The sequence below is a fragment of the Pseudomonas sp. genome (genome assembly GCF_049300855.1).
GTDB lineage: Bacteria > Pseudomonadota > Gammaproteobacteria > Pseudomonadales > Pseudomonadaceae > Aquipseudomonas.
Window position 1 is genome coordinate 482,422 of the sequence record NZ_JBAQKH010000026.1, and the last position, 26,484, is coordinate 508,905.

26 protein-coding genes are annotated in these 26,484 nt (G+C 59.9%); 19 read left to right on the plus strand and 7 right to left on the minus strand.

The annotated features are described in order from the left end of the window. The first annotated feature begins 36 nt into the window (after positions 1-36). The 5 genes from WA225_RS11835 (at position 37) to WA225_RS11855 (ending at position 5,250) form a co-directional block, all read left to right on the plus strand. Positions 37-1,026, plus strand: coding sequence for a 2-dehydro-3-deoxygalactonokinase (locus tag WA225_RS11835; RefSeq protein ID WP_422608041.1), 990 nt, complete (start codon positions 37-39; stop codon positions 1,024-1,026). 19 nt (positions 1,027-1,045) lie between these two features. Continuing rightward, complete coding sequence (locus WA225_RS11840) at positions 1,046-1,666, plus strand: 2-dehydro-3-deoxy-6-phosphogalactonate aldolase (protein ID WP_422608042.1); 621 nt, start codon at positions 1,046-1,048, stop codon at positions 1,664-1,666. 62 nt (positions 1,667-1,728) lie between these two features. Further along, complete coding sequence (gene dgoD, locus WA225_RS11845; protein WP_095188559.1) at positions 1,729-2,877, plus strand: galactonate dehydratase; 1,149 nt, start codon at positions 1,729-1,731, stop codon at positions 2,875-2,877. A gap of 198 nt (positions 2,878-3,075) precedes the next feature. After that, positions 3,076-4,386, plus strand: coding sequence for an MFS transporter (locus tag WA225_RS11850; RefSeq protein WP_422608043.1), 1,311 nt, complete (start codon positions 3,076-3,078; stop codon positions 4,384-4,386). Between the two features lie 60 nt (positions 4,387-4,446). Further along, complete coding sequence (locus tag WA225_RS11855; protein WP_397482938.1) at positions 4,447-5,250, plus strand: IclR family transcriptional regulator; 804 nt, start codon at positions 4,447-4,449, stop codon at positions 5,248-5,250. Here the strand turns inward: WA225_RS11855 and WA225_RS11860 are convergent. Beyond that, a complete protein-coding gene (locus tag WA225_RS11860; RefSeq protein ID WP_242205817.1) occupies positions 5,247-6,299 on the minus strand; it encodes an NAD(P)-dependent alcohol dehydrogenase in 1,053 nt (350 codons plus the stop codon). The two genes, WA225_RS11855 and WA225_RS11860, sit on opposite strands and share 4 nt — an antisense overlap. A 192-nt stretch (positions 6,300-6,491) precedes the next feature. Between WA225_RS11860 and WA225_RS11865 the strand changes: the two genes are divergently transcribed. Then, on the plus strand, positions 6,492-7,382 hold the full coding sequence (locus WA225_RS11865; protein WP_008085522.1) for an AraC family transcriptional regulator: 891 nt from the start codon (positions 6,492-6,494) through the stop codon (positions 7,380-7,382). Between the two features lie 94 nt (positions 7,383-7,476). On the opposite strand, the gene WA225_RS11870 is transcribed toward WA225_RS11865, so the two are convergent. Continuing rightward, positions 7,477-9,141 (minus strand): electron transfer flavoprotein-ubiquinone oxidoreductase, encoded by a 1,665-nt coding sequence (locus tag WA225_RS11870; protein ID WP_422608044.1) that lies wholly within the window; start codon positions 9,139-9,141, stop codon positions 7,477-7,479. 550 nt (positions 9,142-9,691) lie between these two features. Here WA225_RS11870 and WA225_RS11875 point away from each other — a divergent pair. From WA225_RS11875 to WA225_RS11920, 10 genes are all read left to right on the plus strand, one after another. Beyond that, entirely contained in the window at positions 9,692-10,441 is a 750-nt protein-coding gene (locus WA225_RS11875) for an electron transfer flavoprotein subunit beta/FixA family protein (protein ID WP_007908338.1), read from the plus strand. Between the two features lie 2 nt (positions 10,442-10,443). Continuing rightward, on the plus strand, positions 10,444-11,373 hold the full coding sequence (locus WA225_RS11880; RefSeq protein ID WP_422608045.1) for an electron transfer flavoprotein subunit alpha/FixB family protein: 930 nt from the start codon (positions 10,444-10,446) through the stop codon (positions 11,371-11,373). An 80-nt stretch (positions 11,374-11,453) separates the two neighbouring features. Next, a complete protein-coding gene (locus WA225_RS11885; protein WP_422608046.1) occupies positions 11,454-12,287 on the plus strand; it encodes a substrate-binding periplasmic protein in 834 nt (277 codons plus the stop codon). A 9-nt stretch (positions 12,288-12,296) separates the two neighbouring features. Beyond that, on the plus strand, positions 12,297-12,653 hold the full coding sequence (locus WA225_RS11890; RefSeq protein ID WP_422608047.1) for a DUF4398 domain-containing protein: 357 nt from the start codon (positions 12,297-12,299) through the stop codon (positions 12,651-12,653). After that, positions 12,650-13,462 (plus strand): OmpA family protein, encoded by an 813-nt coding sequence (locus tag WA225_RS11895; protein WP_422608048.1) that lies wholly within the window; start codon positions 12,650-12,652, stop codon positions 13,460-13,462. The genes WA225_RS11890 and WA225_RS11895 overlap by 4 nt, the downstream gene beginning before the upstream one ends. 202 nt (positions 13,463-13,664) lie before the next feature. After that, positions 13,665-15,104: a PLP-dependent aminotransferase family protein gene (locus WA225_RS11900; RefSeq protein ID WP_016985994.1), complete on the plus strand. Its 1,440-nt coding sequence runs from the start codon at positions 13,665-13,667 to the stop codon at positions 15,102-15,104. Between the two features lie 78 nt (positions 15,105-15,182). Continuing rightward, entirely contained in the window at positions 15,183-15,653 is a 471-nt protein-coding gene (locus tag WA225_RS11905) for a translation initiation factor 2 (RefSeq protein ID WP_422608049.1), read from the plus strand. A gap of 166 nt (positions 15,654-15,819) precedes the next feature. Further along, positions 15,820-16,074, plus strand: coding sequence for a YkgJ family cysteine cluster protein (locus tag WA225_RS11910; RefSeq protein ID WP_150648308.1), 255 nt, complete (start codon positions 15,820-15,822; stop codon positions 16,072-16,074). Positions 16,075-16,115: 41 nt separating this feature from the next. Beyond that, complete coding sequence (locus tag WA225_RS11915) at positions 16,116-16,721, plus strand: START domain-containing protein (protein WP_422608050.1); 606 nt, start codon at positions 16,116-16,118, stop codon at positions 16,719-16,721. Between the two features lie 313 nt (positions 16,722-17,034). Then, entirely contained in the window at positions 17,035-19,128 is a 2,094-nt protein-coding gene (locus tag WA225_RS11920) for an LTA synthase family protein (RefSeq protein ID WP_422608051.1), read from the plus strand. Positions 19,129-19,203: 75 nt separating this feature from the next. On the opposite strand, the gene WA225_RS11925 is transcribed toward WA225_RS11920, so the two are convergent. Next, positions 19,204-19,362 (minus strand): DUF3309 family protein, encoded by a 159-nt coding sequence (locus WA225_RS11925; RefSeq protein WP_169432680.1) that lies wholly within the window; start codon positions 19,360-19,362, stop codon positions 19,204-19,206. Between the two features lie 300 nt (positions 19,363-19,662). On the opposite strand from WA225_RS11925, the gene WA225_RS11930 reads away from it, so the two are divergent. The 3 genes from WA225_RS11930 to csrA all read left to right on the plus strand — a co-directional run bounded on the left by WA225_RS11930 (position 19,663) and on the right by csrA (position 21,197). After that, a complete protein-coding gene (locus WA225_RS11930) occupies positions 19,663-20,478 on the plus strand; it encodes an SDR family oxidoreductase (RefSeq protein ID WP_422608052.1) in 816 nt (271 codons plus the stop codon). 63 nt (positions 20,479-20,541) lie between these two features. Continuing rightward, positions 20,542-20,874 (plus strand): YnfA family protein, encoded by a 333-nt coding sequence (locus WA225_RS11935; protein WP_422608053.1) that lies wholly within the window; start codon positions 20,542-20,544, stop codon positions 20,872-20,874. Positions 20,875-21,011: 137 nt separating this feature from the next. Beyond that, positions 21,012-21,197, plus strand: a complete 186-nt coding sequence (gene csrA, locus WA225_RS11940) for a carbon storage regulator CsrA (protein ID WP_064120335.1) — start codon at positions 21,012-21,014, stop codon at positions 21,195-21,197. Between the two features lie 5 nt (positions 21,198-21,202). Here csrA and WA225_RS11945 read toward each other — a convergent pair whose 3' ends face one another. The 4 genes from WA225_RS11945 to WA225_RS11960 all read right to left on the minus strand — a co-directional run bounded on the left by WA225_RS11945 (position 21,203) and on the right by WA225_RS11960 (position 26,480). Then, entirely contained in the window at positions 21,203-21,430 is a 228-nt protein-coding gene (locus tag WA225_RS11945) for a YheU family protein (RefSeq protein WP_003192759.1), read from the minus strand. A 196-nt stretch (positions 21,431-21,626) separates the two neighbouring features. Beyond that, entirely contained in the window at positions 21,627-22,817 is a 1,191-nt protein-coding gene (locus tag WA225_RS11950; RefSeq protein WP_422608054.1) for an osmoprotectant NAGGN system M42 family peptidase, read from the minus strand. A gap of 141 nt (positions 22,818-22,958) precedes the next feature. After that, a complete protein-coding gene (gene ngg / locus WA225_RS11955; protein ID WP_422608055.1) occupies positions 22,959-24,704 on the minus strand; it encodes an N-acetylglutaminylglutamine synthetase in 1,746 nt (581 codons plus the stop codon). Between the two features lie 3 nt (positions 24,705-24,707). Further along, positions 24,708-26,480 carry an N-acetylglutaminylglutamine amidotransferase gene (locus WA225_RS11960; protein WP_422608056.1) on the minus strand — a complete coding sequence of 591 codons (1,773 nt, stop codon included), beginning with the start codon at positions 26,478-26,480 and terminating at the stop codon, positions 24,708-24,710. Positions 26,481-26,484: the final 4 nt, after the last annotated feature.

Genomic DNA, 26,484 nt, shown 5'->3' on the forward strand with positions numbered 1-26,484 from the left:
ATCGCACTCACTGCCAAAAACAAAACAGGTGAAGCGATGCTGGCGCAATTGATCGCGCTCGACTGGGGGACGACCTCATTACGTGCTTACAAACTCGCGGCGGACGGTGTGGTGCTGGAGCAGCGCGCGCTGTCGTCCGGGATCATGCAGTTGCCCAAGACCCCGCGAATCATCAATGGTCGCGAATGCACCAATGGTTTTGAATTGGCCTTCGACGAGGCCTGCGGCGACTGGCTCGATGCGCAGCCGGATCTGCCGGTGATCGCCTGCGGCATGGTCGGCAGTGCGCAGGGCTGGCGTGAAGCGGCCTACTGCGAGACGCCGGCGAACGTCGCCAATCTCGGAAATTCCCTACAAACAGTTGTCAGTCTGCGCGGCACCGTGGTGCATATCGTGCCGGGTGTGATTCAACGCTCGCGTCTGCCGAACGTGATGCGCGGCGAAGAAACCCAGGTGCTTGGCGTGCTGCAGAATCTGCCGATTGAGGCGGGTGCTGATCTGTTGATCGGCCTGCCGGGCAGCCACTCGAAATGGGTGGATGTGGTCGATGGCTGCATCACCCACTTCGATACCTTCATGACCGGCGAAGTGTTCGCTGTGCTCAGTGAGCACAGCATTCTTGGCCGAACCCAGCAGCAGAGTGCGACGTTCGATGCGCAGGCGTTTGACCGTGGCGTGCAGGTTGCGCAGTCGGCGGACGGCGAACTCGGCGTGCTGTCGACGTTGTTCAGTGCCCGCACGCTGGGGCTGACCGGTGAACTGAGCCCAATGGCGCAGGCGGATTATCTGTCCGGCCTGATGATCGGCCATGAACTGGCAGTACTCGCCAGCGCTCAGCGCCGACGCCGCAACAACCCGAATCTTCCTTCGATCATCCTCATCGGTAACGCGCAACTCTGCGCGCGCTACAGCCGCGCCCTCGATGCCTGCGGGTTCGCCAACGTGACGCTGGCCGAGCAGGCCACCGAGCGTGGTTTGTGGCAACTGGCGCTGGCCGCCGGACTGATCGATTCCTCATCCCGTTAACCCTGACTGGAGGCCTGACATGCTCAAGCAAGCATTGGCGCAAAACGGTCTGATCGCGATCCTGCGTGGCCTGCATCCGCAGGAAGCTGGCGCTGTCGGAGAAGTCCTGTATGCGGCTGGATTTCGCGTCATCGAAGTACCGCTCAATTCCCCTTCGCCGTACGAAAGTATCCGCATCCTGCGCAAGACCGTGCCCGCCGATTGCCTGATCGGTGCCGGCACGGTGCTGACGTCCGAGCAGGTCGAGTTGGTGAAAGAAGCCGGCGGCCAAGTGATCGTCATGCCGCACAGCGATGCCAAGGTCTTGCGCGCGGCAAAAGCGGCGGGGCTGTTTCTGTCGCCGGGTGTGGCGACGCCGACGGAAGCGTTCGCGGCGTTGGAGGAGGGCGCGGACATTCTCAAGCTGTTTCCGGCCGAGCAGATGGGCCCGGCCGTCGTCAAAGCCTGGCTCGCGGTATTGCCATCCGGGACGGTGCTGGCACCGGTCGGCGGCATCACGCCGGACAACATGCAGGCGTTTATCGATGCCGGCGTGAAAGGTTTCGGCCTCGGCTCCGGCCTGTTCAAACCGGGCATGACGCCGGAGCAAGTAGCGGTGAATGCCAAGGCCTACGTGGCCGCGTGGAAGGCGCTTCGCTAAGACTTTCTGGCGCTGCGTGCGCTGCATCTAACAAGAGCTGCATTTACAAAAAGAGAGCAGAGATGAAAATCACCAAACTCACCACCTTCATCGTGCCGCCGCGCTGGTGCTTCCTCAAGATCGAAACCGACGAAGGCGTGACCGGTTGGGGCGAACCCGTGGTTGAAGGGCGCGCGCACACCGTCGCGGCTGCCGTTGAAGAATTGTCCGACTACCTGATCGGCAAAGACCCACGCAACATCGAAGACATCTGGACTGTGCTCTATCGCGGTGGCTTCTACCGGGGCGGCGCGATTCACATGAGTGCGCTGGCCGGTATCGATCAGGCGCTGTGGGACATCAAGGGCAAGGCGCTCGGGGTGTCGGTGAGTGATCTGCTCGGTGGTCAGGTGCGCGACAAGATTCGCGTGTATTCGTGGATCGGCGGCGACCGTCCGGCGGACACCGCGCGTGCGGCGAAAGAGGCGGTGAGCCGTGGTTTCACGGCGGTGAAAATGAACGGCACCGAAGAACTGCAATTCCTCGACACCTTCGAAAAAGTCGATCTGGCGCTGGCCAACGTCGCCGCCGTACGGGATGCGGTCGGGCCGAACGTTGGCATCGGCGTCGACTTCCATGGCCGCGTGCACAAGCCGATGGCCAAGGTGCTGATGAAGGAACTCGACCCGTACAAACTGATGTTTATCGAAGAGCCGGTGCTCAGTGAAAACTATGAAGCGCTGAAAGAGCTGGCGCCGCTGACCAGCACGCCGATTGCCCTCGGCGAGCGACTGTTCTCGCGCTGGGACTTTAAACGCGTGTTGAGCGAAGGCTACGTCGACATCATCCAGCCGGACGCCTCGCACGCCGGCGGCATCACCGAAACCCGCAAGATCGCCAACATGGCCGAAGCCTACGACGTCGCGCTGGCGCTGCATTGCCCGTTGGGGCCGATTGCGCTGGCGGCGTGTTTGCAACTGGACGCGGTTTGTTACAACGCGTTTATCCAGGAGCAAAGCCTGGGCATCCATTACAACGAGAGCAATGACCTGCTCGACTATGTGAAGGATCCACGGGTGTTCGATTACGACAAAGGTTTCGTGAAGATTCCGAACGGCCCGGGTCTGGGCATTGAGATCAACGAAGAATACGTGATCGAGCGTGCGGCGGTCGGGCATCGCTGGCGCAACCCGATCTGGCGTCATGCCGATGGCAGCTTTGCCGAGTGGTGATTTGTCTCTGACACACCACAACCCCCTGTGAGATCGTTCCCACGCTCTGCGTGGGAATGCCTCAATGGACGCTCTGCGTTCGCTTTTGGGACGCAGAGCGTCCCGGGCTGCATTCCCACGCGGAGCGTGGGAACGATCAGACAGGGTGCAGTGCAGGCCTCAGGCCGACCTCAATAAACATAAAAAGAGGCTCTCCCCATGCAACCGCAAACCCTCACCGGGCAGGCGTCTTTAGTCACGCCTAGCCGTAAGCGGTTTTTTATCATGGTGTTGCTGTTTATCACCGTGGTCATCAACTACCTCGACCGCAGCAACCTGTCGATTGCCGCGCCGGCGCTGACCAGTGAGTTGGGCATTGATCCGATTCACGTCGGCCTGATCTTTTCCGCGTTCGGCTGGACCTACGCCGCCATGCAGATCCCCGGCGGCTGGCTGGTCGATCGGGTGCCACCACGCATTCTCTATAGCGTCGCTTTGCTGTTGTGGTCGATTGCCACAGTGATGCTCGGTTTCGCTGCCAGTTTCATTGCGTTGTTCGTTTTACGCATGGCGGTCGGTGCGCTGGAAGCGCCGGCGTATCCGATCAACAGCCGCGTGGTTACGACGTGGTTTCCTGAGCGTGAGCGCGCCACGGCGATTGGTTTTTACACGTCGGGGCAGTTCGTTGGTCTGGCATTCCTGACCCCGGTGCTGGCCTGGCTGCAACACGAGTTCGGCTGGCACATGGTCTTCGTCGCCACCGGCGCGGTGGGCATCATTTGGGCGGCGATCTGGTACGCGGTCTATCGCGAGCCACGGGATTTCAAAGGCGCCAACGAAGCGGAAATCGACTTGATCCGCGAAGGCGGTGGTCTGGTCGACATTCAACAAGAGTCGGCCAAGGTCAAAGCCAAATTCAGCTGGACCGATCTCGGCATCGTCCTGACCAAACGCAAGTTGTGGGGCATCTACCTGGGCCAGTTCTGCCTGAACTCGACGCTGTGGTTTTTCCTCACGTGGTTCCCGACCTATCTGGTGAAATATCGCGGCATGGACTTCATCAAGTCTGGCCTGCTGGCGTCGCTGCCGTTTCTCGCCGCGTTCGTTGGTGTGTTGTGTTCGGGGTTCTTTTCCGACTTTTTGATACGTCGCGGTTGCACCGTCGGCTTTGCGCGCAAGTTGCCGATCATTGGCGGGCTGCTGATTTCCACCTCGATCATCGGCGCCAATTTTGTTGAGTCGACGCCGCTGGTGATTGCCTTCCTGGCCTTGGCATTTTTCGGCAACGGTCTGGCTTCTATCACCTGGTCACTGGTGTCGACGCTGGCGCCGGCGCGGTTGTTGGGTTTGACCGGCGGAGTGTTCAACTTCATCGGCAACCTGTCGGCAATTGCCACACCGATCGTCATCGGCTTCCTCGCCAGCGGCGATTCGTTCGCGCCGGCGATCACCTATATCGCGGTGCTCGCCTTGATTGGCGCCTTGTCCTACGTGCTGCTGGTGGGCAAGGTAGAGCGTATCGAGTTGTAGTGGTCTGCGTCGGGCGACCATAATGCCGCCCGTTCCCTCGCTCAACGGTAAAGGCTGGATATGCAGGAAGACGCTCCGGAAAAAACCAAGGACGCCGCGCCCACCGGCACCCAGACGCTATTGCGCGGCCTCGGCGTGGTGCAAGCGGTGGCCAGTGGCGCCCGTGATCTCAAGGAGATTGCCCGGCTGATTGGCACCACGCGTAGCACCACCCATCGTCTGGCCAGTTGCCTGGTCGATGAGCGTTATCTGCGCGTGGTGCCGCAAGTCGGTTATCTGCTTGGGCCGAAGCTGATCGAACTGGGTTTTCAAGCGCGCGAAGAATTGCCGCTGGTGAGCCTGGCCGGGCCCTATCTGGACGAGTTGTCGGCGCTGACCGGTGACACCGTGCATTTGGGCATTCGTGAAGGCGACGAGGTGCTGTATCTGCTGAAAAATCCGGGGCGCAATGGCCCGGAAATGCGTTCGCGGGTCGGCCATCGCATGCCGCTGGCGCGTACCGGGATTGGCAAGGCGTTGATGCTCGATGACTCGCCGAAAGATTGGCAGCGGCTCTACGACATCAGTCTGCCGGCCGGTGGCAAAAGTCAGTTCTGGCCGCAGCATCCCCAGCAATCTTGGGAACAGCTGGAGCAGCGCATGACCGAATACGTCGCCGGTGGCTACGCCTTCGATCTGGAAGACAACGAGCCGTCGATTCGCTGTGTGGCGGCGCCGATTCGCGATGCGAGCAAGGGCATTGTCGCGGCGATCAGTATCGCCAGCACCGTGCCGTACATGCCGCTGGAAAAAATGGCCGAGCTGATTCCCCTGATCAAAGGGGTCACAGCCCGGCTCTCGGCGGAACTCGGTCTGAAGATTTAAACCTTCAGGGTCGCCATGTCGATCACGAAACGGTACTTCACGTCACCGGCGATCATCCGGGCGTAAGCCTCGTTGATCTGACGGATGTCGAGCATTTCGATGTCGCAGGTGATGTTGTGCTCGGCGCAGAAATCCAGCACTTCCTGGGTTTCGGCGACGCCACCGATCAACGAACCGGCCAAGATGCGGCGACCCAATACCAGTTTGGCGGCGTGTACCGGTGGATCGATCGGTTCGATCAGACCGACCAGAATGTGCACGCCGTCAAAACGCAGGGTATCGAGGTACGGGTTGAGATCGTGCTGCACCGGAATGGTGTCGAGCAGGAAGTCGAAGTAACCGGCAGCGGCTTTCATTTGCTCGGCATCGGTGGACACGATCACGTGATCGGCACCCTGACGACGACCTTCTTCAGCCTTGCTCGCCGAGCGGGTGAACAGCGTGACTTCGGCGCCCATGGCCTTGGCGAACTTGATGCCCATGTGGCCCAGACCGCCCATGCCGAGAATCCCGACCTTGTCGCCAGCCTTGACGCCGTAGTGCTTGAGCGGCGAGTAGGTGGTGATGCCGGCGCAGAGGATCGGCGCGGCGCTGGCCAACGCCAGTTTTTCCGGGATGCGCACGACGAAGTGTTCGCTGACCACGATGCTGTCCGAATAACCGCCCATGGTGTTGCTGCCGTCGACCCGGTCCGGGGTCGCGTAGGTCATGGTCGGGCCTTCGAGGCAATATTGCTCAAGGTTCGACTGGCAGGCTTCACAGGTGCGGCAAGAGTCGACCATGCAGCCAACGCCGACCAGATCGCCTACTTTGTGTTGGGTGACATTCGCACCGATCGCGGTGACTTTTCCGACGATCTCATGGCCCGGCATCAACGGGTAAACGGCGATGCCCCATTCGTTGCGCGCCTGGTGGATGTCGGAGTGGCAAACGCCGCAATACAGAATCTCGATGGCGACATCGTCGGCGCGCGGGCTGCGACGTTCGAATTTCATCGGGGCGAGGGGCGTGGTGGCCGATTGAGCGGCATAGCCGATGGCGGTGTACATGTGAAACCTCGCAAAAGCAGTGACAGTTGAGGCGGCGCATTCTGGGCGCCGACTGCCGGTCCGGCCATGACGATTCCTCCGGGTCTCATGCCTAATCCTCCGGCATGCGGGTTTGATCGGTCGCATTGGCAAAAGGATCTGCGATGATGCTTTCATCCCTTATTTTCGTGATTTTTTGTGAAGAGCAATTCGATGCAATTGACCCGTCATCTTGATGCCAATGCCCGGCTGGTTTCGCTGATCGAACCCCTGGCGCTGCGCGACGGCTATTCCCCGACCGGGCTGCCCGGTGTGCAGGTGTTGCGCGCCAGTTGCGACGTCGCCCGTGGCCCGCACATTTATGAGCCGAGCCTGATGATCATCGCCCAGGGCAGCAAACTGGCGTTTCTCGGGCCGCGCACCATGGAATATGGCGCCGGGCATTATCTGATTCAGGCGCTGCCGGTGCCGTTCGAATGCGAGACGTTTGCCTTGCCGGATGCGCCGTTGCTCGGGGTTTCAGTGGCGATTGATCGGGTGTTGCTCGGTGAACTGGTACTGGCGATGGGACTGGCGCCCGGGCGGCATATTCCGGCGCAGACGCCGGAGTCGATGACCTCGGTGGTGCTCGACGATGACATGCGTGGCTGTGTCGAACGTTTGCTCAGTTGCCTGCACGATCCGCTGGAATGCCAGATTCTCGGGCCGGCGCGGGTGCGCGAGTTGTTGTTCGTCGCGTTGCGCGGGCCGCAGGCCGATGTGTTGCGCGCGTTGGTGGAACAGCAGGGGCAGTTTGCCCGGGTGGCGGCGTCGATCAGTCATCTGCATGCGCATTACACCGAGCCGTTGAATGTCGAGACGCTGGCCGGTTGCGCGAACATGAGCGTGTCGACGTTTCATGAGCATTTCAAACGCAGCACGCTGTTGTCGCCGGTGCAGTATCTGAAGCGTTTACGGTTGTTGAAGGCGCAGACGTTGCTGGTGGCGGAAGGGCTGGGTGTGGCGCAGGTGGCGCATCGGGTCGGGTATCAGAGTACGTCGCAGTTCAGTCGCGAGTACAAGCGCTACTTTGAGCGTAGCCCGGGTGACGAGCGCGCTGCCTGAGCAGGCGAAGGCCTGCAGGGTTCGGTGGTGTTGCAGGAATTGTGGGTAACAAAAAGGCCCCCAAATCGGGAGCCTTGTTGTTCAGCGGTTCGACTTACATGTTCGGGTAGGTCGGGCCGCCTGCGCCTTCCGGCGTGACCCAGGTGATGTTCTGCGAAGGGTCTTTGATGTCACAGGTCTTGCAGTGCACGCAGTTCTGCGCATTGATCTGGAAGCGCTTCTCGCCGTCTTCCTTGGTGATCACTTCGTACACGCCGGCCGGGCAGTAGCGCTGCGCCGGTTCGTCGTACAGCGGCAGGTTCTTGCTGATCGGGATGCTTGGGTCTTTCAACTTCAAGTGGCAAGGTTGTTCTTCTTCGTGGTTGGTACCGGAGATGAACACCGAGCTGAGTTTGTCGAAGCTGAGTTTGCCGTCCGGCTTCGGATAGTCGATCTTCTTGCAGTCGGCGGCGAGCTTGAGGCACGCGTAATCCGGCTTGGTGTCGTGCAGGGTGAACGGCAGTTTGCCGCCGAAGATGTTCTGATCCAGCCAGTTGAAACCGCCGCCAACGATGGCGCCGAACTTGTGGATCGCCGGGCCGAAGTTACGGCTGGCGAACAGTTCGTCGTAGAGCCAGCTCTTCTTGAACGCGTCGACGTAGCTGGTCAGCTCTTCGGTGCCGTCCTTCTCGGCAAACAATGCGTCAGCCACCGATTCAGCGGCGAGCATGCCCGACTTCATCGCGGTGTGGCTGCCTTTGATCTTGGCGAAGTTCAGGGTGCCGAGGTCGCAACCGATCAGCGCGCCGCCTTTGAAGACCATTTTCGGCAGCGAGTTCAGGCCACCTTTGCAGATCGCGCGAGCGCCGTAGCTGATGCGCTTGCCGCCTTCCAGGTACTGCGCCAGCACCGGGTGATGCTTGAGGCGCTGGAACTCGTCGAACGGCGACAGGTACGTGTTGCTGTAGGAAAGATCGACGATCAGACCGACCACCACCTGATTGTTTTCCAGGTGATAGAGGAACGAGCCACCGGTGTTCTCGGTGCCCATGATGTCCAGCGGCCAGCCGGCGGTGTGGACTACCAGGCCTGGCTGATGCTTGGCCGGGTCGATTTCCCAGATTTCTTTCAGGCCGATGCCGTAGTGCTGGGCGTCGGCATCGCTGTCGAGGTTGTAGCGCTTGATCAGTTGCTTGCCGATGTGGCCACGGCAACCTTCGGCGAACAACGTGTATTTGCCACGCAGTTCCATGCCCGGGGTGTACAGGCCTTCTTTCGGGTTGCCTTCGCGGTCGACGCCCAGATCACCGGTGATGATCCCGCGCACCACGCCTTGCTCGTCGATCAGCGCTTCCTGAGCGGCGAAGCCTGGGTAGATTTCTACGCCGAGGTTTTCCGCCTGCTGGGCGAGCCAGCGGCACAGGTTGCCGAGGGAGATGATGTAGTTGCCTTCGTTGTGCATGGTCTTGGGCACAAAGAAGTCTGGAATTTTTTGCGCGTTTTCGGCGTTTTTCAGCACGAAAATATCGTCGCGGGTGACTGGCGTGTTCAGCGGTGCGCCGAGTTCTTTCCAGTCCGGGAACAGTTCGTTCAGAGCGCGTGGTTCGAACACGGCACCGGAGAGGATGTGTGCGCCGACTTCGGAGCCTTTTTCGACCACGCAGACGCTGATTTCCTTACCGGCTTCGGCGGCCTTCTGCTTCAGACGGCAGGCGGCGGACAGGCCAGCGGGGCCGGCACCGACGATGACCACGTCGAATTCCATGTATTCGCGTTCCACAGGCTATCTCCTACTCAAGGCTCAACAGTTTTTTTTCTAATTTGGAGGTTTGATGTCGCATCCGCTATTCCTTTACGTTAACGTCAAGGGGAATATTGGAGAACAGACCTTTCTCTCTAGGCGGCGCATTATATCTACACCACTCCCAGCGTCCAATACAAACGTTTGTTTGAATCGGCTCCAGCCCAGAGAAATCAAAGAAGCGCGGCTTATGAATGGTCATTTTGCTGTATTGACCGGAATAGGCGTTCCGGTCAAGATACGGGCGGTTTTGCGCTCGTCGTAGGCAGACTGGCGGTTTCAAGAGCACGTCTAAAGACAGGGCACAGGCAGTAGAAGGTGGTGCGCAGCGCAGGTCCGGCGCGCAGTTTACACAGCGTGAAGATCAATGACCCGTCGGTCACCCCTGACGAACGGTCGCAGGTCTTCCACCGTGCAGCCACCTGACACCCGAGTCGGCGTTTTTAGAGGTGCCCTTTTAGCCTGATGAGCATCAACCGCCAGGTTCGCCTAGGCGACTTTCTTTTCACCGGAGAGTAACGAGGAATCCATGAAGGTTCTTGTAGCTGTCAAACGCGTTGTGGATTACAACGTCAAGGTTCGCGTCAAGGCGGACAATTCCGGCGTCGATCTCGCCAACGTCAAGATGTCGATGAACCCGTTCTGCGAAATCGCAGTGGAAGAAGCCGTACGCCTGAAAGAGAAAGGTGTTGCGACTGAAATCGTCGTCGTCTCCATCGGCCCGACCACCGCTCAGGAACAGCTGCGTACCGCACTGGCTCTGGGTGCCGACCGTGCCATCCTCGTCGAATCCGCTGAAGATCTGACCTCGCTCGCCGTGGCCAAGCTGCTCAAGGCTGTGGTCGACAAGGAACAGCCGCAGCTGGTAATCCTCGGCAAGCAGGCGATCGATAGCGACAACAACCAGACCGGCCAGATGCTCGCTGCATTGAGCGGCTACGGTCAGGGCACGTTCGCTTCGAAAGTCGAAGTGTCCGGCGACAGCGTTGCCGTGACTCGCGAAATCGACGGCGGCGCGCAGACTGTTTCGCTGAAACTGCCGGCGATCGTCACCACCGACCTGCGTTTGAACGAGCCGCGTTATGCGTCCCTGCCAAACATCATGAAAGCCAAGAAGAAGCCTCTCGAAGTGCTGACTCCGGACGCTTTGGGCGTTTCCACCGCCTCTACCAACAAGACCCTGAAAGTCGAAGCGCCGGCTGCACGCAGCGCGGGCATCAAGGTCAAGTCGGTGGCTGAACTGGTCGAGAAACTGAAAAACGAAGCGAAGGTAATCTAATCATGACTATCTTGGTAATCGCCGAACACGACAACAAAGTGCTGGCCCCGGCCACACTGAACACCGTGGCTGCTGCTGCCAAAATCGGCGGCGACATCCACGTTCTGGTTGCCGGCCAAGGCGCTGGCGCCGTGGCTGAAGCCGCTGCGAAAATCGCAGGCGTGAGCAAAGTCCTCAACGCTGACAACGCCGCTTACGCGCATCAGCTGCCGGAAAACGTTGCGCCATTGGTTGCAGAGCTGGGCGCTGGCTACAGCCACATCCTGGCTGCCGCGACCTCCAACGGCAAAAACATCCTGCCGCGCGTTGCTGCGCAGCTGGACGTTGACCAGATCTCCGAGATCATCTCGGTCGAAAGCGCTGACACGTTCAAGCGTCCGATCTACGCCGGTAACGCCATCGCTACCGTACAGTCGACCGCACCGATCAAAGTGATCACCGTGCGTGCCACCGGTTTCGACCCGGTTGCTGCTGAAGGTGGTTCGGCTGCCGTTGAAGCCGTTGCTGCTGCACACGACGCTGGCACTTCGAGCTTCGTTGGCGAAGAACTGGCCAAGTCCGATCGTCCAGAGCTGACCGCTGCCAAGATCGTCGTTTCCGGCGGCCGCGGCATGCAGAACGGCGACAACTTCAAACACCTGTACGCCCTGGCCGACAAGCTGGGCGCTGCCGTCGGTGCTTCGCGCGCTGCGGTCGACGCAGGTTTCGTACCGAACGACATGCAGGTCGGTCAGACCGGCAAGATCGTTGCGCCACAGCTGTACATCGCCGTCGGTATCTCCGGCGCGATCCAGCACCTGGCCGGTATGAAAGACTCCAAAGTGATCGTTGCGATCAACAAGGACGAAGAAGCGCCGATCTTCCAGGTGGCCGATTACGGTCTCGTGGCGGATCTGTTCGAAGCAGTCCCTGAGCTGGAGAAGCTGGTCTAATCCAGCGGCTTCACTTATAAAGAGCCCGACCTTTTGGTCGGGCTTTTTTTTGTCTCGGATTTGAGTGGGAGCGTTTTGCCATGGATCTGCGCTGCGGATTGCGTTACTCGGTATTGCTGGGATTGGCCCTGCTGCCAGGTTTGGCCACAGCCGCCGGCAAGTGCGAGCGCCTCGTCGTTACCGGCAGCCCGGATGCGCCGCCGTACCTGTGGCAGGACCCGCAAAATCCCAAGCAGTTGATCGGTGCCAGCGCCGACCTGTTGCAACAAGTCGCCAAGGAGCTCGGCATCAAGGTCGAATTGCTTTACGCCGGCAAACGCTCGCAAGCCCTCGACGAAGTACGCAGCGGGCGCATGGACATGCTCGCCGATGCGCCGCTGACCCTCAGCGAGCTGGAATCCCTCGACTACATTCATCCGCCATTGCTGGAAAACGACTATTTGGTGTGGACGCGCAAAGGCTCGACCCTGGTCTACAGCGAAGCCAAAGACCTGCACGGCCACGCCGGAGCATTGTCGGAAAAGTCTCGAATGACCCAGGCATTCGGCACTTTCGCCGAGCAGAATCTGACCCTGATCAAGACAGCCAACCTCACTCAAGCCCTGCAGAAATTGCTTCTCGGTGAAGTGGAATATGTACTCGCCGGGCGCTACTCGGGCATGGCCGCCGCGCAAGCGTTGGGCATGGCCAATGACCTGCTGGCGTTCGAGCAACCCGTCGACCGCCCGGGGCTGTACCTCGCGGTTTCGCATAACTCGGCGTGCAACGATCCGTGGTTGCGCGGACAGCTAGCCAAAAAGATGACAGAATTGCCCGCGTCCGGACTGACGGAAGCTGCGCTGCAACGCAATATCGAGCGCTGGAAGGCGCAGCAGCAACAGCCGCAACAACCTGTCAGTGCCCCAAAACAGTAGGGATTCTTAGTGAGTATTCGACTTCTTTTCGCGGCTGTGGCCGTTCTGGCCCTGGCCGGTTGCGCGACCGATCCGGCACCCAATGAACAAATGCGCCTGACCGAGCAGGCCATCACCCAGGCCAAGGCTGTCGGTGCCACCGCTGATGATGTGCCGGAAATGAAACTGGCCGAAACCAAGTACAACCGCGCCAAAGGCAACATGGCTGACGAGTCCTACCGCAACGCGCGCATGCGTGCCGAACAGGCCGAGCTGGATGCGCGTCTGGCCGAAGCCAAAGTGCTGACGCAAAAAAGTGAAGAACAGCTGAATGTTCTCAACACCCGCATCGTCCGTCTGCGCAAGCAATTGGGAGATGCCCAATGAGCATCAAGTCGAAAGTCCTCGGCGGTCTGATGCTCGCCGGGTGTGTCAGCCTGTATGGCTGCGCCGGTCAACACAGCGAATCCGCACTGCAAGAAGCCAGCGCCGACTTCCAGAAAGTCAAAGAAGATTCCAATGTGCTGCGCATCGCGCCGAAAGACGTGATCCGCGCCGGTGAGTCGCTGGCCCGTGCCGATCGTCTGTCGACCTACTGGGGCAGCGGTTCCGACGTGGTGCATTACGCCTACCTGAGCCAGCGCTATAGCGAAATTGCCCGCGAGCACACCAATCAGGTGCTCAACGAAGAGCGCGCGGCCAAGCTCGAGCTGGAGCGCCAGCGCCTGCAACTGGCCCTGCGTGAATCGAAGCTGCTCAGCGTGCAGCAGCAGGGCAAGTGGCTGGAAGAACAGATTGTCGCGTTGGCCACCACGCAGACCGACCGGGGTCTGGTGATGACCTTGGGTGACGTGCTGTTCGACACCGGTGAAGCGGAGTTGAAAAACTCGGCCAACCGCGTGGTGCTGAAGATCGTCCAGTTCCTGCAACTGAACCCGAAACGCGTCGTGCGTATCGAGGGCTACACCGACAGCACCGGCGGCAAGCAGGAAAACCTCAAACTGTCCCGCGATCGTGCGCAGGCAGTGGCTGATGTATTGATCGATCTGGGTATCGACGACAAACGTATTCAAGTCGAAGGCTACGGCGATGAATACCCGGTGGACGTCAACGCTTCCGAGCGTGGGCGGGCACAAAACCGGCGGGTGGAAATCGTCTTCTCCGACGAAAAAGGCCAGCTCGGCGCCGCCCGCTGAGGGTGGCGTCTCTGGAAAGCCCGGACTGTCATGCAGTGCCGGGCTTTTTTACGTCTGTCGAATGGCTCGCAAATCAGTACAGTCGGGGGCAGACACAGCACTGTATGGTCGAGTAATGTGGCAACTGTCCCAGTACACTTCTAAACTGTTCCGGTATTGTTTCACACAAGAATAAAATGCCCGTGAAATCGAGTGCTGCGTCATGACCAATCTCTTGCTCTACCAACGTATTGCTCAGCAACTGGCCGAAGACATCCGCCGTGGCGTCTATCAACCGGGGGAGCGCGTGCCATCGGTACGCAAGATGAGTTCGCAGCTTAACGTCAGCCATGCGACGGTGTTGCAGGCTTATGCCAATCTTGAAGATCAGGGGCTGATTCGCGCACGTCCACAGTCCGGTTATTACGTGCACCAGACGCCGGCACTGACGGCGCCGACGCCGGACATCGCCCGGGTCGAACGGCCGGGGCTGGTGACCCGCAGCAGCATCATTCAACAGGTGCTGGTCGAGTCGCGCCGTGAAGGTGTGTTCCCGCTCGGTGCCGCCGTGCCGAGTGTTGATTACTTGCCGGTGCGCGCACTGCATCAGCAACTGGCCAAGGTCACCCGTTTCCATAGTCCGCGTGCCTTCAGCTACATGTTCAGCCCCGGTTTTGAACCGTTGCGCCGGCAAGTGGCGATCCGCATGCGTGATGCCGGTGTGGTGGTCGATCCATCGGAAGTGGTGATCACCCACGGTTGCGTCGATGCCCTGCAGATGTCGTTGCGTGTGCTGACCCGTCCGGGCGATCTGATCGCTGCCGAGTCGCCGACCTATTACGGCTTGCTGCAACTGGCCGATCTGCTCGGCCTGAAAGTCATCGAAATCCCCAGCGATCCCGCCACCGGCATGAGCCTCGAAGCCTTGCAACTGGCGGCCAACCAGTGGTCGATCAAAGCCCTGGTGCTGACCACGCGCCTGAGCAATCCACTGGGCGGCACCATGCCCGAAGAGCGGCAGAAGCAGCTGTTGCGCCTGGCCTCGGACTTCGACATCCAGATCGTCGAAGACGACATCTATGGCGAACTGATGTTCGAGCAGGGCAAAACCAAAGCGCTCAAGGCTTATGACCGGCTGGATCGGGTGATCTACTGCTCAAGCTTCTCCAAGACCTTGTCGCCCGGTGTGCGCATCGGCTGGATGATTGCCGGCAAGTACCAGCAGGAAATCCAGCGCTTGCAGACCTTCAGCACGCATTCGGCGTGCAGCGTGACGCAGATGGCGATTGCCGCCTATCTGGAAAACGGTGGTTATGACCGGCATTTACGGTACATCCGCCAGGAATACCGAAAAAACCTCAGCGCCTTCCAGCTGGCGGTGCAGCAGTACTTCCCCGAAGGCACGCAAATGACCCGGCCCACGGGCGGTTTCATCCTTTGGGTGAGCTTGCCGGGCAGGGTCAATACGCAAGAATTGCATGTCCGCGCGTTGCAACAAGGCATCAGCATTGCGCCCGGGCTGATCTTCAGTAATACCGAGCAGTTCAACCACTGTATCCGCCTCAATTGCGGCATTCCGTGGAACCGCGAGGCGGAGCGGGCGTTGATGACCCTGGGCTTGCTGGCGACGCAACTGTGTCAGGAAACCGCTGGCGGATTCTGAACGAGCGCAGGGTCGTACTTGTCTTGTGGCGTCCAACAAGCGAGCATATGGCCCTCTGCCGTCAGTGTCGTTGGGTCCATGAAAGCGATTTTTCCTGCCGCTTGGGTTTTGTTGGGTTTGCTGATGCTCGGTCAGGCGCCTGGCGCCGTGGCCGCTGCGGTTCAGGAAAAACCGGCGGCGACGAGCACTGCTAAAAAAACCACGCCGGCAAAGAAGGCTGCCCCCGCACAGAAGTCCGAGCAAAAAGTGCTCAAAAAGCGCAAGCCAATTGCCTCCAAGTCGAAACCTGCCAGCGAAGTGGTGAAAACCAAACTGCCGCCGGCCAGACTCGACTTGAGCCTGCCCAAGGACATGGTTCAGGAATTGAAACCGAAGGGCACCGTCGAGTTGCCGAAACGCGAGCCGATCCTGCCGCAGATGTTTGGCGAGAAAAACAACGGTTTCCAGCTCAACGGCCGTTTGCTCAGCAATGAAATGCAGTTGCAGCTGCGCAACGAAGATCGCCGGGAAATCGAAGGTGCGGCGCTGGATTTCGAGTTCAAGCAGTAATTGCACCTCATCTGTGACCCGCAGACCAGACGCTTTGTCGGAGACTGGTCAGTCACATTCAGTTATCGCTAAAAACCCCGGTTCCGGGAATTTGAAACAGCCGTTTTAGCGGTTACTCTGTTCCGCGTCCCTTTTACACATCGCCCGTCGCGAGGAATTGTTCGTCATGAAATGCCGTGAAGGCTGTGGCGCTTGCTGCATCGCCCCGTCCATCAGCTCGCCGATTCCCGGCATGCCTGATGGCAAACCTGCCGGCGAACGTTGCGTGCAACTTTCGGTCGAAAACCTGTGCAGCATTTTCGGCCGCCCGGAGCGTCCGGCAGTCTGTTCCGGTTTCTCTGCCGACATCGAAGTCTGTGGCGACAGCTCGGAAGAAGCGATCAGGCTGATCGGCTGGTGGGAGCAAATGACGGCGGCGTGATGTGTCAAACGAACGGAACTTCAACAATAAGGAATAAGACTATGGGTTCGCTGCATCGTATCGCTGTGTTGTGTGGTTTGACCGCAGTGCTGGTCACCTCCGTGGCTCAGGCGCAAGACTGGAAAGTCGCCAAGAACGAGGACGGCATCAAGGTGTCCCTGAGTGAAGTGCCAGGTTCGGACTACAAGTCCTACCAGGGCGTTGCACTGATGAAGACTACCGTCGCCAAACTGCGCGCATTGCAGGAAGACGTTTCCGGCGCGTGCGCCTGGATTCACGAATGCAAGACCCAGAAGCTGCTCAAGCATGAAGGTGATCAGAGCTGGACCTACACCCAGTTCAACACCCCTTGGCCGGTGACCCCGCGTGACTCGGTGCTGAAAGTCACCACCGTCGAAGGCGCCGATGGCAGCCTGACCCGCAACCTGGAAGGGTTACCGACGTATATTCCGGAAGAAAAAGGCTTTGTCCGCGTTCAGCAGGTCAAAGGCTTCTGGAAGTTCGTGCCCAAGGGCGACCAGGTTGAAGTGACCTATCAAGTGCACACCGAGCCGGGCGGCAGTGTGCCGGCGATGGTGGCCAACAAGTTCGTTGTCGATGCGCCGTTCAACACCTTGAAAGCGCTGAAAGAACGCGCCGAGAAGTAATCTCGCGTTCAAACAAAACGCCCCGACCGATTCGGGGCGTTTTGTTTTGTATCTATATTGTGTTTCCAGATATGCGTTGCACGAAATTTTCACAAAGTGTTCAAGACAATTCGCCCCGCTGTTTGCACGTTGTCCCGGTTTGGCGCTGCACTGAATGAAAGTGTCTGGCAGCGGGGCAGTAATCAATGGCAATGGTGCGGGTGATCGTGCAACATTTGCGCACCGCGCAAGCCCCGGGGTCTGGAATGACCAATAGAGGGCATGGCGCCGCTGTATTTTTGCAACTTCAACTTCCAATGGGTCCTAAAACGACATGGCAAACCCGGACGCCCTGAATCAGCAGCGATCTTCTGCTCGCCTGCTGCAACCGACCGTCAAATCGCATCTGGCCTACACGCTGCTTTGCGCGCTGGTCATGATGGTGATGTTTTCCGTGCTGCGCCTCGCGCTGCTGGTCTACAACCGCGAGATGATCCTCGACACCCCGGCTTCGACTTTCCTCGAAGCCTTCGCCAACGGCCTGCGTTTCGACCTGCGCCTGGTGGTCTACGTCTGCATTCCGCTGGTGCTGGCGCTGTTCAGTGCCCGCGCCATGGCTGCACGCGGTTTCTTCCGCCTGTGGCTGACCATCGCCTCGAGCATCGCGCTGTTCCTCGGCCTGATGGAGATGGACTTCTACCGCGAGTTCCACCAGCGCCTCAACGGTCTGGTGTTCCAGTACGTGAAAGAAGACCCGAAAACCGTGATGAGCATGCTCTGGTACGGTTTCCCGGTGGTGCGTTATCTGCTGGCGTGGGTCATCGGCACCGTCATCCTGACTCTGGCGTTCAAAGGCGCTGACCGTGCCACCCGTCCGCGCGGGCCGTTCAGCGGCGGCAGCGTCGGTACTCGTCAAGTTGCGCCGTGGTACACCCGTCTTGCGGTGTTCGTGGTCTGCCTGCTGATCTGCGTGGTCGCCGCCCGTGGCACCCTGCGTCAGGGCCCGCCAATGCGTTGGGGTGACGTGTACACCACCGACTCCAACTTCGCCAATCAGCTGGGCCTCAACGGCACACTGTCGCTGATCGCCGCTGCGAAAGACCGCATGGGCGAAGACCGCGACAACATCTGGAAAGGCACGCTGCCGCAAGAACAAGCGCAGAAAGTCGTGCGCGACATGCTGCTGATGCCGGACGACAAACTGGTCGATGCCGACATTGCTGCGGTGCGCCGTGAATACACGCCGCCGGCCGACAAGACCCTGCCGATCAAAAACGTCGTAGTGATCCTGATGGAAAGCATGGCCGGTCACTCGGTTGGTGCTCTGGGCGCGCCCGGCAACATCACGCCTTACCTGGACAAACTGTCGAAGGAAGGCCTGCTGTTCGACCGCTTCTTCTCCAACGGCACGCACACCCACCAGGGCATGTTCGCGACCATGGCCTGCTTCCCGAACCTGCCGGGTTTCGAATACCTGATGCAGACCCCGGAAGGCAGCCACAAACTGTCCGGCCTGCCGCAGTTGCTCAGTGCTCGTGACTATGACGATGTGTACGTCTACAACGGCGATTTCGCCTGGGACAACCAGTCGGGCTTCTTCAGCAACCAGGGCATGACCAACTTTGTTGGCCGTAATGACTTCGTCAACCCGGTGTTCTCCGATCCGACCTGGGGCGTGTCCGATCAGGACATGTTCGACCGTGGTCTGCAGGAGCTCAAGGCGCGCGAAAACGGCAAGCCGTTCTACGCGCTGCTGCAAACCCTGTCCAACCACACGCCGTACGCCTTGCCGACGCCATTGCCGGTCGAGCGCGTGACTGATCGTGGCAGCCTCAATGAACACTTGACCGCCATGCGCTATTCCGACTGGGCACTGGGCCAGTTCTTCGAGAAGGCGCGCAAAGAGCCGTACTTCAAGGAAACCCTGTTCGTCATCGTCGGTGACCACGGTTTCGGCAACGAGCGCCAGATCACCGAAATGGACCTGGGCCGCTTCAACGTGCCGATGCTGATGATTGCACCGGGCATTCAAGAGAAGTTCGGCACACGTGACCACACTGTGGGTACGCAGATCGACATCGTGCCGACCATCATGGGTCGTCTCGGTGGCGAAGTGCGCCATCAGTGCTGGGGCCGTGACTTGCTCAACCTGCCCGAAGGCGACACCGGTTTCGGTGTGATCAAGCCGTCGGGCAGTGAGCAGACCACCGCCATCGTCACCGCCGAGCAGATTCTGGTCCTGCCGAAGGACAAGGAAATGGGCCCGAAAATCTGGCAATACCAGTTGGGTGCCAATCCGCACGCCGAGATCGTTCCGAATGCACCGCGCACCGCCGAGTTGAAACTTAAACTCGAAGCGTTCCTGCAAACGGCGACCAAGAGCCTGATGGACAACACGGCTGGTGTGATCAACGGCAAGCCGGACTGATCGCTTGGCGATAGTAAAATCCGCGCAATAAAAAAGAGGCCCTGAACAGGGCCTCTTTTTTTTACGCTTGAATCGTTATATCCGACCGAGTAACAGCAGTACCAACAGCACCACCAACACCACGCCGATAATGCCCGAAGGACCGTAACCCCAACTTCTGGAGTGCGGGAAGACCGGCAGACCACCGATCAGCAACAGGATCAGGATAATGATTAGAATTGTGCCCATGTCGATTTCCTTGTTGATAGTGTTCGAGAAGTCTTGGTATTCAAGGGCGACTGGAGACTAAGTAATTCCAGACGGCTTACAAATTCCGACCGGTGCGAGTGAGAGAAAATTCAATGTTTTTTTAATGTATTTGGATCGCAGACTTATTTCCTTTTTACCCTCCGCTAGTTCAGAACTCAGGCCGTTGCGGGGAATCCAACGCGCCACGGTTTGCCCTCACCATTCAGCAATCTGATGGAGCGTGGGCGGGCGCCGATCCTTCGCTACACTCCGCGCATCTTCCCCGGAACAACAAGGCTGTCTGCTATGCAAAATCGCATGATGATCACTGGTGCGGGCTCGGGCCTGGGTCGCGAAATCGCGCTGCGCTGGGCGCGGGAAGGCTGGCAACTGGCCTTGTCCGACGTCAGCGAACCTGGCTTGCAGGAAACCCTGAAAATGGTCCGCGAGGCGGGTGGCGACGGCTTCATTCAGCGCTGCGATGTGCGTGATTACAGCCAGCTCACCGCGTTCGCTCAGGCCTGCGAAGAGAAACTCGGCGGCATCGACATCATCGTCAACAACGCCGGCGTGGCGTCGGGCGGGTTCTTCAGCGAGCTGTCGCTGGAAGACTGGGACTGGCAGATCGCGATCAACTTGATGGGCGTGGTCAAGGGCTGCAAGGCCTTTCTGCCGCTACTTGAACAAAGCAAGGGCAAGATTATCAACATCGCCTCGATGGCGGCGTTGATGCAAGGCCCGGCCATGAGCAACTACAACGTGGCCAAGGCCGGCGTTGTGGCGTTGTCGGAAAGCTTGCTGATCGAACTGGCGCAACAGGAAGTGGGCGTGCACGTGGTGTGTCCGTCGTTCTTTCAGACCAACTTGCTGGATTCGTTCCGTGGTCCGACCCCGGCGATGAAAGCCCAGGTCGGCAAGTTGCTGGAAAGTTCGCCGATCAGCGCGGCGGACATCGCCGATTACATCCATCAGCAAGTGGCCGCTGGCGAATTCATGATCCTGCCTCATGAACAAGGCCGGATGGCCTGGGCGATCAAGCAGAAGAACCCGCAGTTGCTCTACAACGAAATGACTGCCATGGCCGAGAAAATGCGCACCAAGGCCAAACAGAGCAACGGCTGAACTTGCTCGCAGGGTGTTGCGTCGTTAGGGTGGCCGCAATGGTCACCCTGTCGAGACACATCAATGCTCAATTACCTGTGGTTTTTCCTCGCGGCGCTGTTTGAAATCGCCGGTTGTTACGCCTTCTTCATGTGGCTGCGTCAGGGCAAAAGTGCGCTGTGGGTGATCCCGGCATTGCTCAGCCTGACCCTGTTCGCGCTGTTGTTGACCCGCGTCGAAGCGGCCTACGCCGGCCGCGCCTATGCCGCTTATGGCGGGATCTATATCGTCGCGTCGATTGGCTGGCTGATGGTGGTGGAGCGGGTTCGGCCGTTGGGATCGGACTGGATTGGCGTGGCGTTGTGCGTCATCGGCGCCAGCGTGATCCTCTTCGGACCGCGCTTTTCTGCCGCCTGATTCGCCGCTTTGCGGGAAACGTCTGACAGCCCGATGGCGAGCGGCTTGTAAGGCAAGACTGATTTGTCGTGCCTGCATTGTGCAGCGGCGTTCAGCCGCGCATCTTCAGGGTTCGCTAACCCTGAAGGACGAATCTCATGCTTGTACTCAGCCGTGTCGTTGGTGAGTTGATTTCAATCGGTGACGACATCACCTTGCGCGTGCTGTCGGTGAACGGATCCAGTGTGCGCTTTGGTGTCGAGGCACCGCAGAAGGTCAACGTGCATCGCTCGGAGGTCTATGAGCGGATCCAGCGCAAGCAAGCCACCGAAAAGGCCCGCTGAGGGTTTCAGTCGAACAGGTGCTTGGGTACGTCATGCTTGAGCATCAACTGGCACTGCTCGCTTTCCGGGTCGAACACAATCAGCGCCTGGCCTTTGGTCAACGCCTGGCGTACGCGCAGCACGCGGGTTTCCAGTGGCGTGTCATCGCCATTGTCAGTGCCGTCGCGGGTGACGAAATCTTCGATCAGGCGGGTGAGGGTGTCGACTTCAAGAGCGTCGTAGGGAATGAGCATGGGCACCTCGGCTAAATCAATGGCGGGATGCTACGGCGATTGCGGTTTGCCTGCCAGTTTTGTGTGGCCTGTGCCGGCCCCATCGCTGGCAAGCCAGCTCCCACAGGGTTTGAGGGGGTTCACAAATATGTGATTCACCGCGAAAACTGTGGGCGCTGGCTTGCCAGCGATGGGACCGGTCCATTCACAGCAGGGATCAGCTGTCGGAACGCTGCCCCACCAGACTGTCCACCGACGGCACCCGCGTATCGCTCTCCATCTGCGTGTCATGTTCAATCTGATGACTGAAGCGATCCAGCGAGGCATTGGCCGGCGCCGCATCGCTGGCGAACACTGGCGGGCTCAGAATGTAGGCGCCCAACAACCGGCTCAACGCCGCCAGGCTGTCGATGTGCGTGCGTTCGTAACCATGCGTTGCATCGCAGCCAAACGCGAGCAGGGCCGTGCGGATGTCGTGGCCGGCGGTCACTGCCGAATGCGCATCGCTGAAGTAATAACGGAACAGGTCACGGCGCACCGGCAGTTCGTTTTCGCTGGCCAGGCGCAGCAAGTGCCGCGACAGGTGATAGTCGTACGGTCCGCCGGAATCCTGCATCGCCACACTCACCGCGTGTTCGCTGGAGTGCTGGCCGGGGGCGACCGGGGCGATGTCGATGCCGACGAATTCGCTGACGTCCCACGGCAGCGCCGCCGCCGCACCGCTGCCGGTTTCCTCGGTGATGGTGAACAGCGGATGGCAGTCGATCATCAACTCCTGACCACTGTCGACAATGGCTTTGAGTGCCGCCAGCAGCGCGGCGACACCGGCCTTGTCATCCAGGTGACGGGCGCTGATATGGCCGCTCTCGGTGAACTCCGGCAGCGGGTCGAATGCGACCACATCGCCGACGCTGATGCCCAGCGAATCGCAATCGGCCTTGGTCGCGCAATAGGCGTCCAGACGCAGTTCGACGTGATCCCAACTGATCGGCATCTCGTCCACCGCAGTATTGAACGCATGCCCGGACGCCATCAGTGGCAACACACTGCCGCGAATCACGCCGTTGTCGGTGAACAGGCTGACGCGGCTGCCCTCGGCAAAACGGCTCGACCAGCAGCCGACCGGCGCCAGCGTCAGGCGGCCGTTATCTTTCACGGCCCGCACGGCCGCGCCGATGGTGTCGAGGTGCGCCGAGACCGCGCGGTCGGGGCTGTTTTTCTTGCCCTTGAGTGTCGCGCGAATGGTCCCGCGCCGAGTCATCTCGAAAGGGATGCCGAGTTCTTCCAGACGCTCGGCGACGTAACGCACGATGGTGTCGGTGAACCCGGTGGGGCTGGGAATGGCGAGCATTTCCAGGAGGACTTTTTGCAGGTAGTTGAGATCCGGTTCGGGGATTTGCGTGGTCATGGAAACTCCTGATGGGTTGAGCACTGATCGTTCCCACGCTCTGCGTGGGAATGCAGCCAGGGACGCTCTGCGTCCCAAGAGCGGACGCAGAGCGTCCAGTGAGGCGTTCCCACGCAGAGCGTGGGAACGATCAGGAAAGGGTTAAATGGCCGGCTGACTGTGCGGAAACAACAAATCGACAAAGCGTTCCGCCGTCGGCTGCGGCTCATGGTTGGCCAACCCGGCGCGTTCGTTGGCCTCGATAAATACGTACTCCGGCTGATCCGCCGCCGGCACCATCAAGTCCAGGCCGACCATCGGAATGTCCAGCGCCCGCGCCGCCCGCACGGCGGCATCGACCAGCGTCGGATGCAGAATCGCCGTGACATCTTCCAGCGTGCCACCGGTGTGCAGATTCGCCGTGCGCCGCACAAACAAATGCTCACCCGCCGGCAAGATGCTGCTGTAGTCATAACCCGCCGCATGCAAGGTGCGCTGGGTTTCGTGGTCCAGCGGGATCTTGCTCTCGCCACTGGTGGCCGCTTGCCGACGACGGCTCTGCGCTTCGATCAGCGCCCCGATCGAATGCTGACCATCGCCGACCACTTCCGCTGGTTTGCGAATCGCCGCCGCGACCACTTCAAAACCAATCACCACAATCCGCAGATCGAGACCTTCGTGGAAGCTCTCCAGCAGCACCCGGCTGTCAAACTGCTTCGCCGCTTCAATGGCTTGCTGCACCTCTTCGATACTCTGCAAATCCACCGCCACGCCTTGGCCCTGTTCGCCGTCGAGCGGCTTGACCACCACCCGTTGATGCTCATCGAGAAAGGCCAGGTTGTCGTCGGCATTGCCCGCCAGTTGCTGCGAGGGCAACTTCAACCCGGCGCCTTTGAGCACTTTGTGCGTCAGGCTTTTGTCCTGGCACAGGCTCATGCTGATGGCACTGGTCAGGTCGCTCAACGATTCGCGGCAACGCACGCGGCGGCCACCATGACTGAGGGTGAACAGCCCGGCATCGGCGTCATCCACCTGCACATCGATGCCGCGCCGATGCGCTTCTTCAACAATGATCCGCGCATACGGATTGAATTGCGCTTCCGGCCCAGGGCCGAGAAACAGCGGCTGGTTGATGCCGTTCTTGCGCTTGATGGCGAAGGTCGACAGGTTGCGGAAACCGAGCTTGGCGTAGAGGTTTTTCGCCTGACGATTGTCGTGCAGCACCGACAGGTCCAGATAACTCAAACCGCGACTCATGAAATGTTCGATCAGGTGGCGCACCAGCACTTCGCCGACACCCGGCCGAGAGCACTGCGGATCAACCGCCAGGCACCAGAGGCTGCTGCCGTTTTCCGGGTCGTTAAAGGCTTTTTGATGGTTCAGGCCCATGACGCTGCCGATCACCGCGCCGCTGTCTTCATCCTCGGCCAGCCAGTACACCGGGCCGCCCTGATGATGCGGAGTGAGCCTGGTGGCGTCGATCGGCAACATGCCGCGCGCCGAATACAACTGGTTGATCGCCTGCCAGTCCGCTTCGCTTTGTGCACGACGAATTCGAAAGCCGCGAAACACTCGGGTGGCCTGCCGGTAATCACTGAACCACAGGCGCAAGGTGTCGGATGGATCAAGGAACAATTGCGTCGGCTCAAGTCCGAGAATCTGCTGCGGTGCTGCAACGTACAAAGCGATGTCGCGTTCGCCGGGCTGCTCGTTGAGCAACTCCTGCGCCAGCGACGCCGGGTCGGGAAAAGTGTGGCCGATCAACAACCGGCCCCAGCCGCAATGCACCGCGATCGGCTCGGCGGCGGGGCTGCTGCCGTCTTCGGCCAGACGCGCCTGCAAACGTTCGTACGACGGCGTCTGGCCGCGCAACAGGCGTTGGTTGATGGCCGTAGCGTGAGGTTTCATCTATCAGATTCCTTGTTCACTGAGCCACAGGTTCAGGGCCGCCAGTTGCCACAGCTTGGAACCGCGCAACGGCGTCAGCTGGCCTTGCGGATCAGTCAGCAATTTGTCGAGCATGGCCGGGTTGAACAGGCCGCGATCCTGACTCGGATCGAGCAGCAGTTCGCGCACCCAGTTCAGCGTATCGCCCTGCAAGTGCTTGAGACCGGGCACCGGGAAGTAACCTTTTTTGCGGTCGATCACTTCACTTGGAATGACTCGGCGCGCGGCTTCCTTCAGGACTTGTTTGCCGCCATCGGGCAGCTTGAATTTGCCCGGCACGCGGGCCGACAGTTCGACCAGTCGATAGTCGAGAAACGGCGTGCGCGCTTCCAGGCCCCAGGCCATGGTCATGTTGTCGACGCGTTTGACCGGGTCGTCGACCAGCATCACCGTGCTGTCCAGGCGCAAGGCTTTGTCCACCGCTGCCTCGGCGCCAGGTTGGGCAAAATGTTCTTTGACGAAATCGCCGGCTGCGTCATGCGCGGTCAGCCATTTTGGCTGCACGGTGGCGGCGTAGTCGTCGTAGCTGCGGTCGAAGAACGCATTGCGATAGGCCGCGTAAGGATCGGCCGCGCCATCGACTTGCGGGTACCAGTGATAACCGGCGAACAATTCATCGGCGCCTTGGCCGCTCTGCACCACTTTGCAGTGCTTGGCCACTTCGCGCGACAGCAGATAGAACGCGATGCAGTCATGGCTGACCATCGGCTCGCTCATCGCGCGGAATGCGGCGGGCAGTTGCTCGATGATTTCTTTCTCGTCGATGCGCAGTTGGTGATGCTGCGTGCCGTAATGTTTGGCGATCAGATCGGAATACTGAAACTCGTCGCCGCGCTCACCGCCGGCATCCTGGAAACCGATGGAAAAGGTCGACAGGTTCTCCACGCCGACTTCACGCAGCAGGCCGACGAGCATGCTCGAATCGACACCGCCGGAGAGCAACACACCGACATCCACCGCCGCCCGTTGACGAATCGCCACCGCTTCACGGGTGCTGTCGAGGACGCGGTCGACCCAGTCTTCCAGATTGAGGTTTTTCTCATCTTCGTGCGGGCCGTAGGGCAGGGTCCACCAGGTTTTCTGTTCGGTGCTGCCGTCGGCTTCAACACGCATCCAAGTCGCTGGCGGCAGCTTTTCGATACCCGCCAGCAGGGTGCGTGGCGCCGGGACCACAGCATGGAAATTCAGGTAATGATTGAGTGCCACCGGATCGAGGATCGGGTTGATGTCGCCGCCCTTGAGCAGCGCCGGCAAGGCCGAAGCAAAGCGCAAACGCTGACCGGTGCGCGACAGGTACAACGGCTTCACGCCGAGACGGTCGCGGGCGATGAACAGACGCTTGGCGTCGCGTTCCCAAATGGCGAAGGCGAACATGCCATTGAGCTTCGGCAGAAGTGCTTCGCCCCAGGCGTGGTAGCCCTTGAGCAGCACTTCGGTGTCGCCACCGGAGTAGAAGGCGTAACCCAGCGCTTCGAGCTCGGCGCGCAGTTCCGGGAAGTTGTAGATCGCGCCATTAAAGGCCAGCGACAGGCCTAACTGGTTGTCGACCATCGGCTGCGCCGAGCCGTCCGACAGGTCCATGATTTTCAGGCGCCGATGCCCCAGGGCAATCGGCCCTTGGGCATGGAAGCCCCACGCGTCAGGGCCGCGAGGGGCCAGGTGATGGGTGATTCTCTCGATCGCTGCAAGGTCTGCAGGTTGTTGATCAAAACGTAACTCGCCAGCTAATCCGCACATAAAG

Coding starts and splice junctions, on each gene's coding strand:
- WA225_RS11835 (WP_422608041.1), top strand. CDS start 37: ATGCTGGCGCAATTGATCGCGCTCGACTGGGGGACGACCTCATTACGT.
- WA225_RS11840 (WP_422608042.1), top strand. CDS start 1,046: ATGCTCAAGCAAGCATTGGCGCAAAACGGTCTGATCGCGATCCTGCGT.
- dgoD (WP_095188559.1), top strand. CDS start 1,729: ATGAAAATCACCAAACTCACCACCTTCATCGTGCCGCCGCGCTGGTGC.
- WA225_RS11850 (WP_422608043.1), top strand. CDS start 3,076: ATGCAACCGCAAACCCTCACCGGGCAGGCGTCTTTAGTCACGCCTAGC.
- WA225_RS11855 (WP_397482938.1), top strand. CDS start 4,447: ATGCAGGAAGACGCTCCGGAAAAAACCAAGGACGCCGCGCCCACCGGC.
- WA225_RS11860 (WP_242205817.1), bottom strand. CDS start 6,299: ATGTACACCGCCATCGGCTATGCCGCTCAATCGGCCACCACGCCCCTC.
- WA225_RS11865 (WP_008085522.1), top strand. CDS start 6,492: ATGCAATTGACCCGTCATCTTGATGCCAATGCCCGGCTGGTTTCGCTG.
- WA225_RS11875 (WP_007908338.1), top strand. CDS start 9,692: ATGAAGGTTCTTGTAGCTGTCAAACGCGTTGTGGATTACAACGTCAAG.
- WA225_RS11880 (WP_422608045.1), top strand. CDS start 10,444: ATGACTATCTTGGTAATCGCCGAACACGACAACAAAGTGCTGGCCCCG.
- WA225_RS11885 (WP_422608046.1), top strand. CDS start 11,454: ATGGATCTGCGCTGCGGATTGCGTTACTCGGTATTGCTGGGATTGGCC.
- WA225_RS11895 (WP_422608048.1), top strand. CDS start 12,650: ATGAGCATCAAGTCGAAAGTCCTCGGCGGTCTGATGCTCGCCGGGTGT.
- WA225_RS11900 (WP_016985994.1), top strand. CDS start 13,665: ATGACCAATCTCTTGCTCTACCAACGTATTGCTCAGCAACTGGCCGAA.
- WA225_RS11905 (WP_422608049.1), top strand. CDS start 15,183: ATGAAAGCGATTTTTCCTGCCGCTTGGGTTTTGTTGGGTTTGCTGATG.
- WA225_RS11910 (WP_150648308.1), top strand. CDS start 15,820: ATGAAATGCCGTGAAGGCTGTGGCGCTTGCTGCATCGCCCCGTCCATC.
- WA225_RS11915 (WP_422608050.1), top strand. CDS start 16,116: ATGGGTTCGCTGCATCGTATCGCTGTGTTGTGTGGTTTGACCGCAGTG.
- WA225_RS11920 (WP_422608051.1), top strand. CDS start 17,035: ATGGCAAACCCGGACGCCCTGAATCAGCAGCGATCTTCTGCTCGCCTG.
- WA225_RS11930 (WP_422608052.1), top strand. CDS start 19,663: ATGCAAAATCGCATGATGATCACTGGTGCGGGCTCGGGCCTGGGTCGC.
- WA225_RS11935 (WP_422608053.1), top strand. CDS start 20,542: ATGCTCAATTACCTGTGGTTTTTCCTCGCGGCGCTGTTTGAAATCGCC.
- csrA (WP_064120335.1), top strand. CDS start 21,012: ATGCTTGTACTCAGCCGTGTCGTTGGTGAGTTGATTTCAATCGGTGAC.
- WA225_RS11945 (WP_003192759.1), bottom strand. CDS start 21,430: ATGCTCATTCCCTACGACGCTCTTGAAGTCGACACCCTCACCCGCCTG.
- WA225_RS11950 (WP_422608054.1), bottom strand. CDS start 22,817: ATGACCACGCAAATCCCCGAACCGGATCTCAACTACCTGCAAAAAGTC.
- ngg (WP_422608055.1), bottom strand. CDS start 24,704: ATGAAACCTCACGCTACGGCCATCAACCAACGCCTGTTGCGCGGCCAG.
- WA225_RS11960 (WP_422608056.1), bottom strand. CDS start 26,480: ATGTGCGGATTAGCTGGCGAGTTACGTTTTGATCAACAACCTGCAGAC.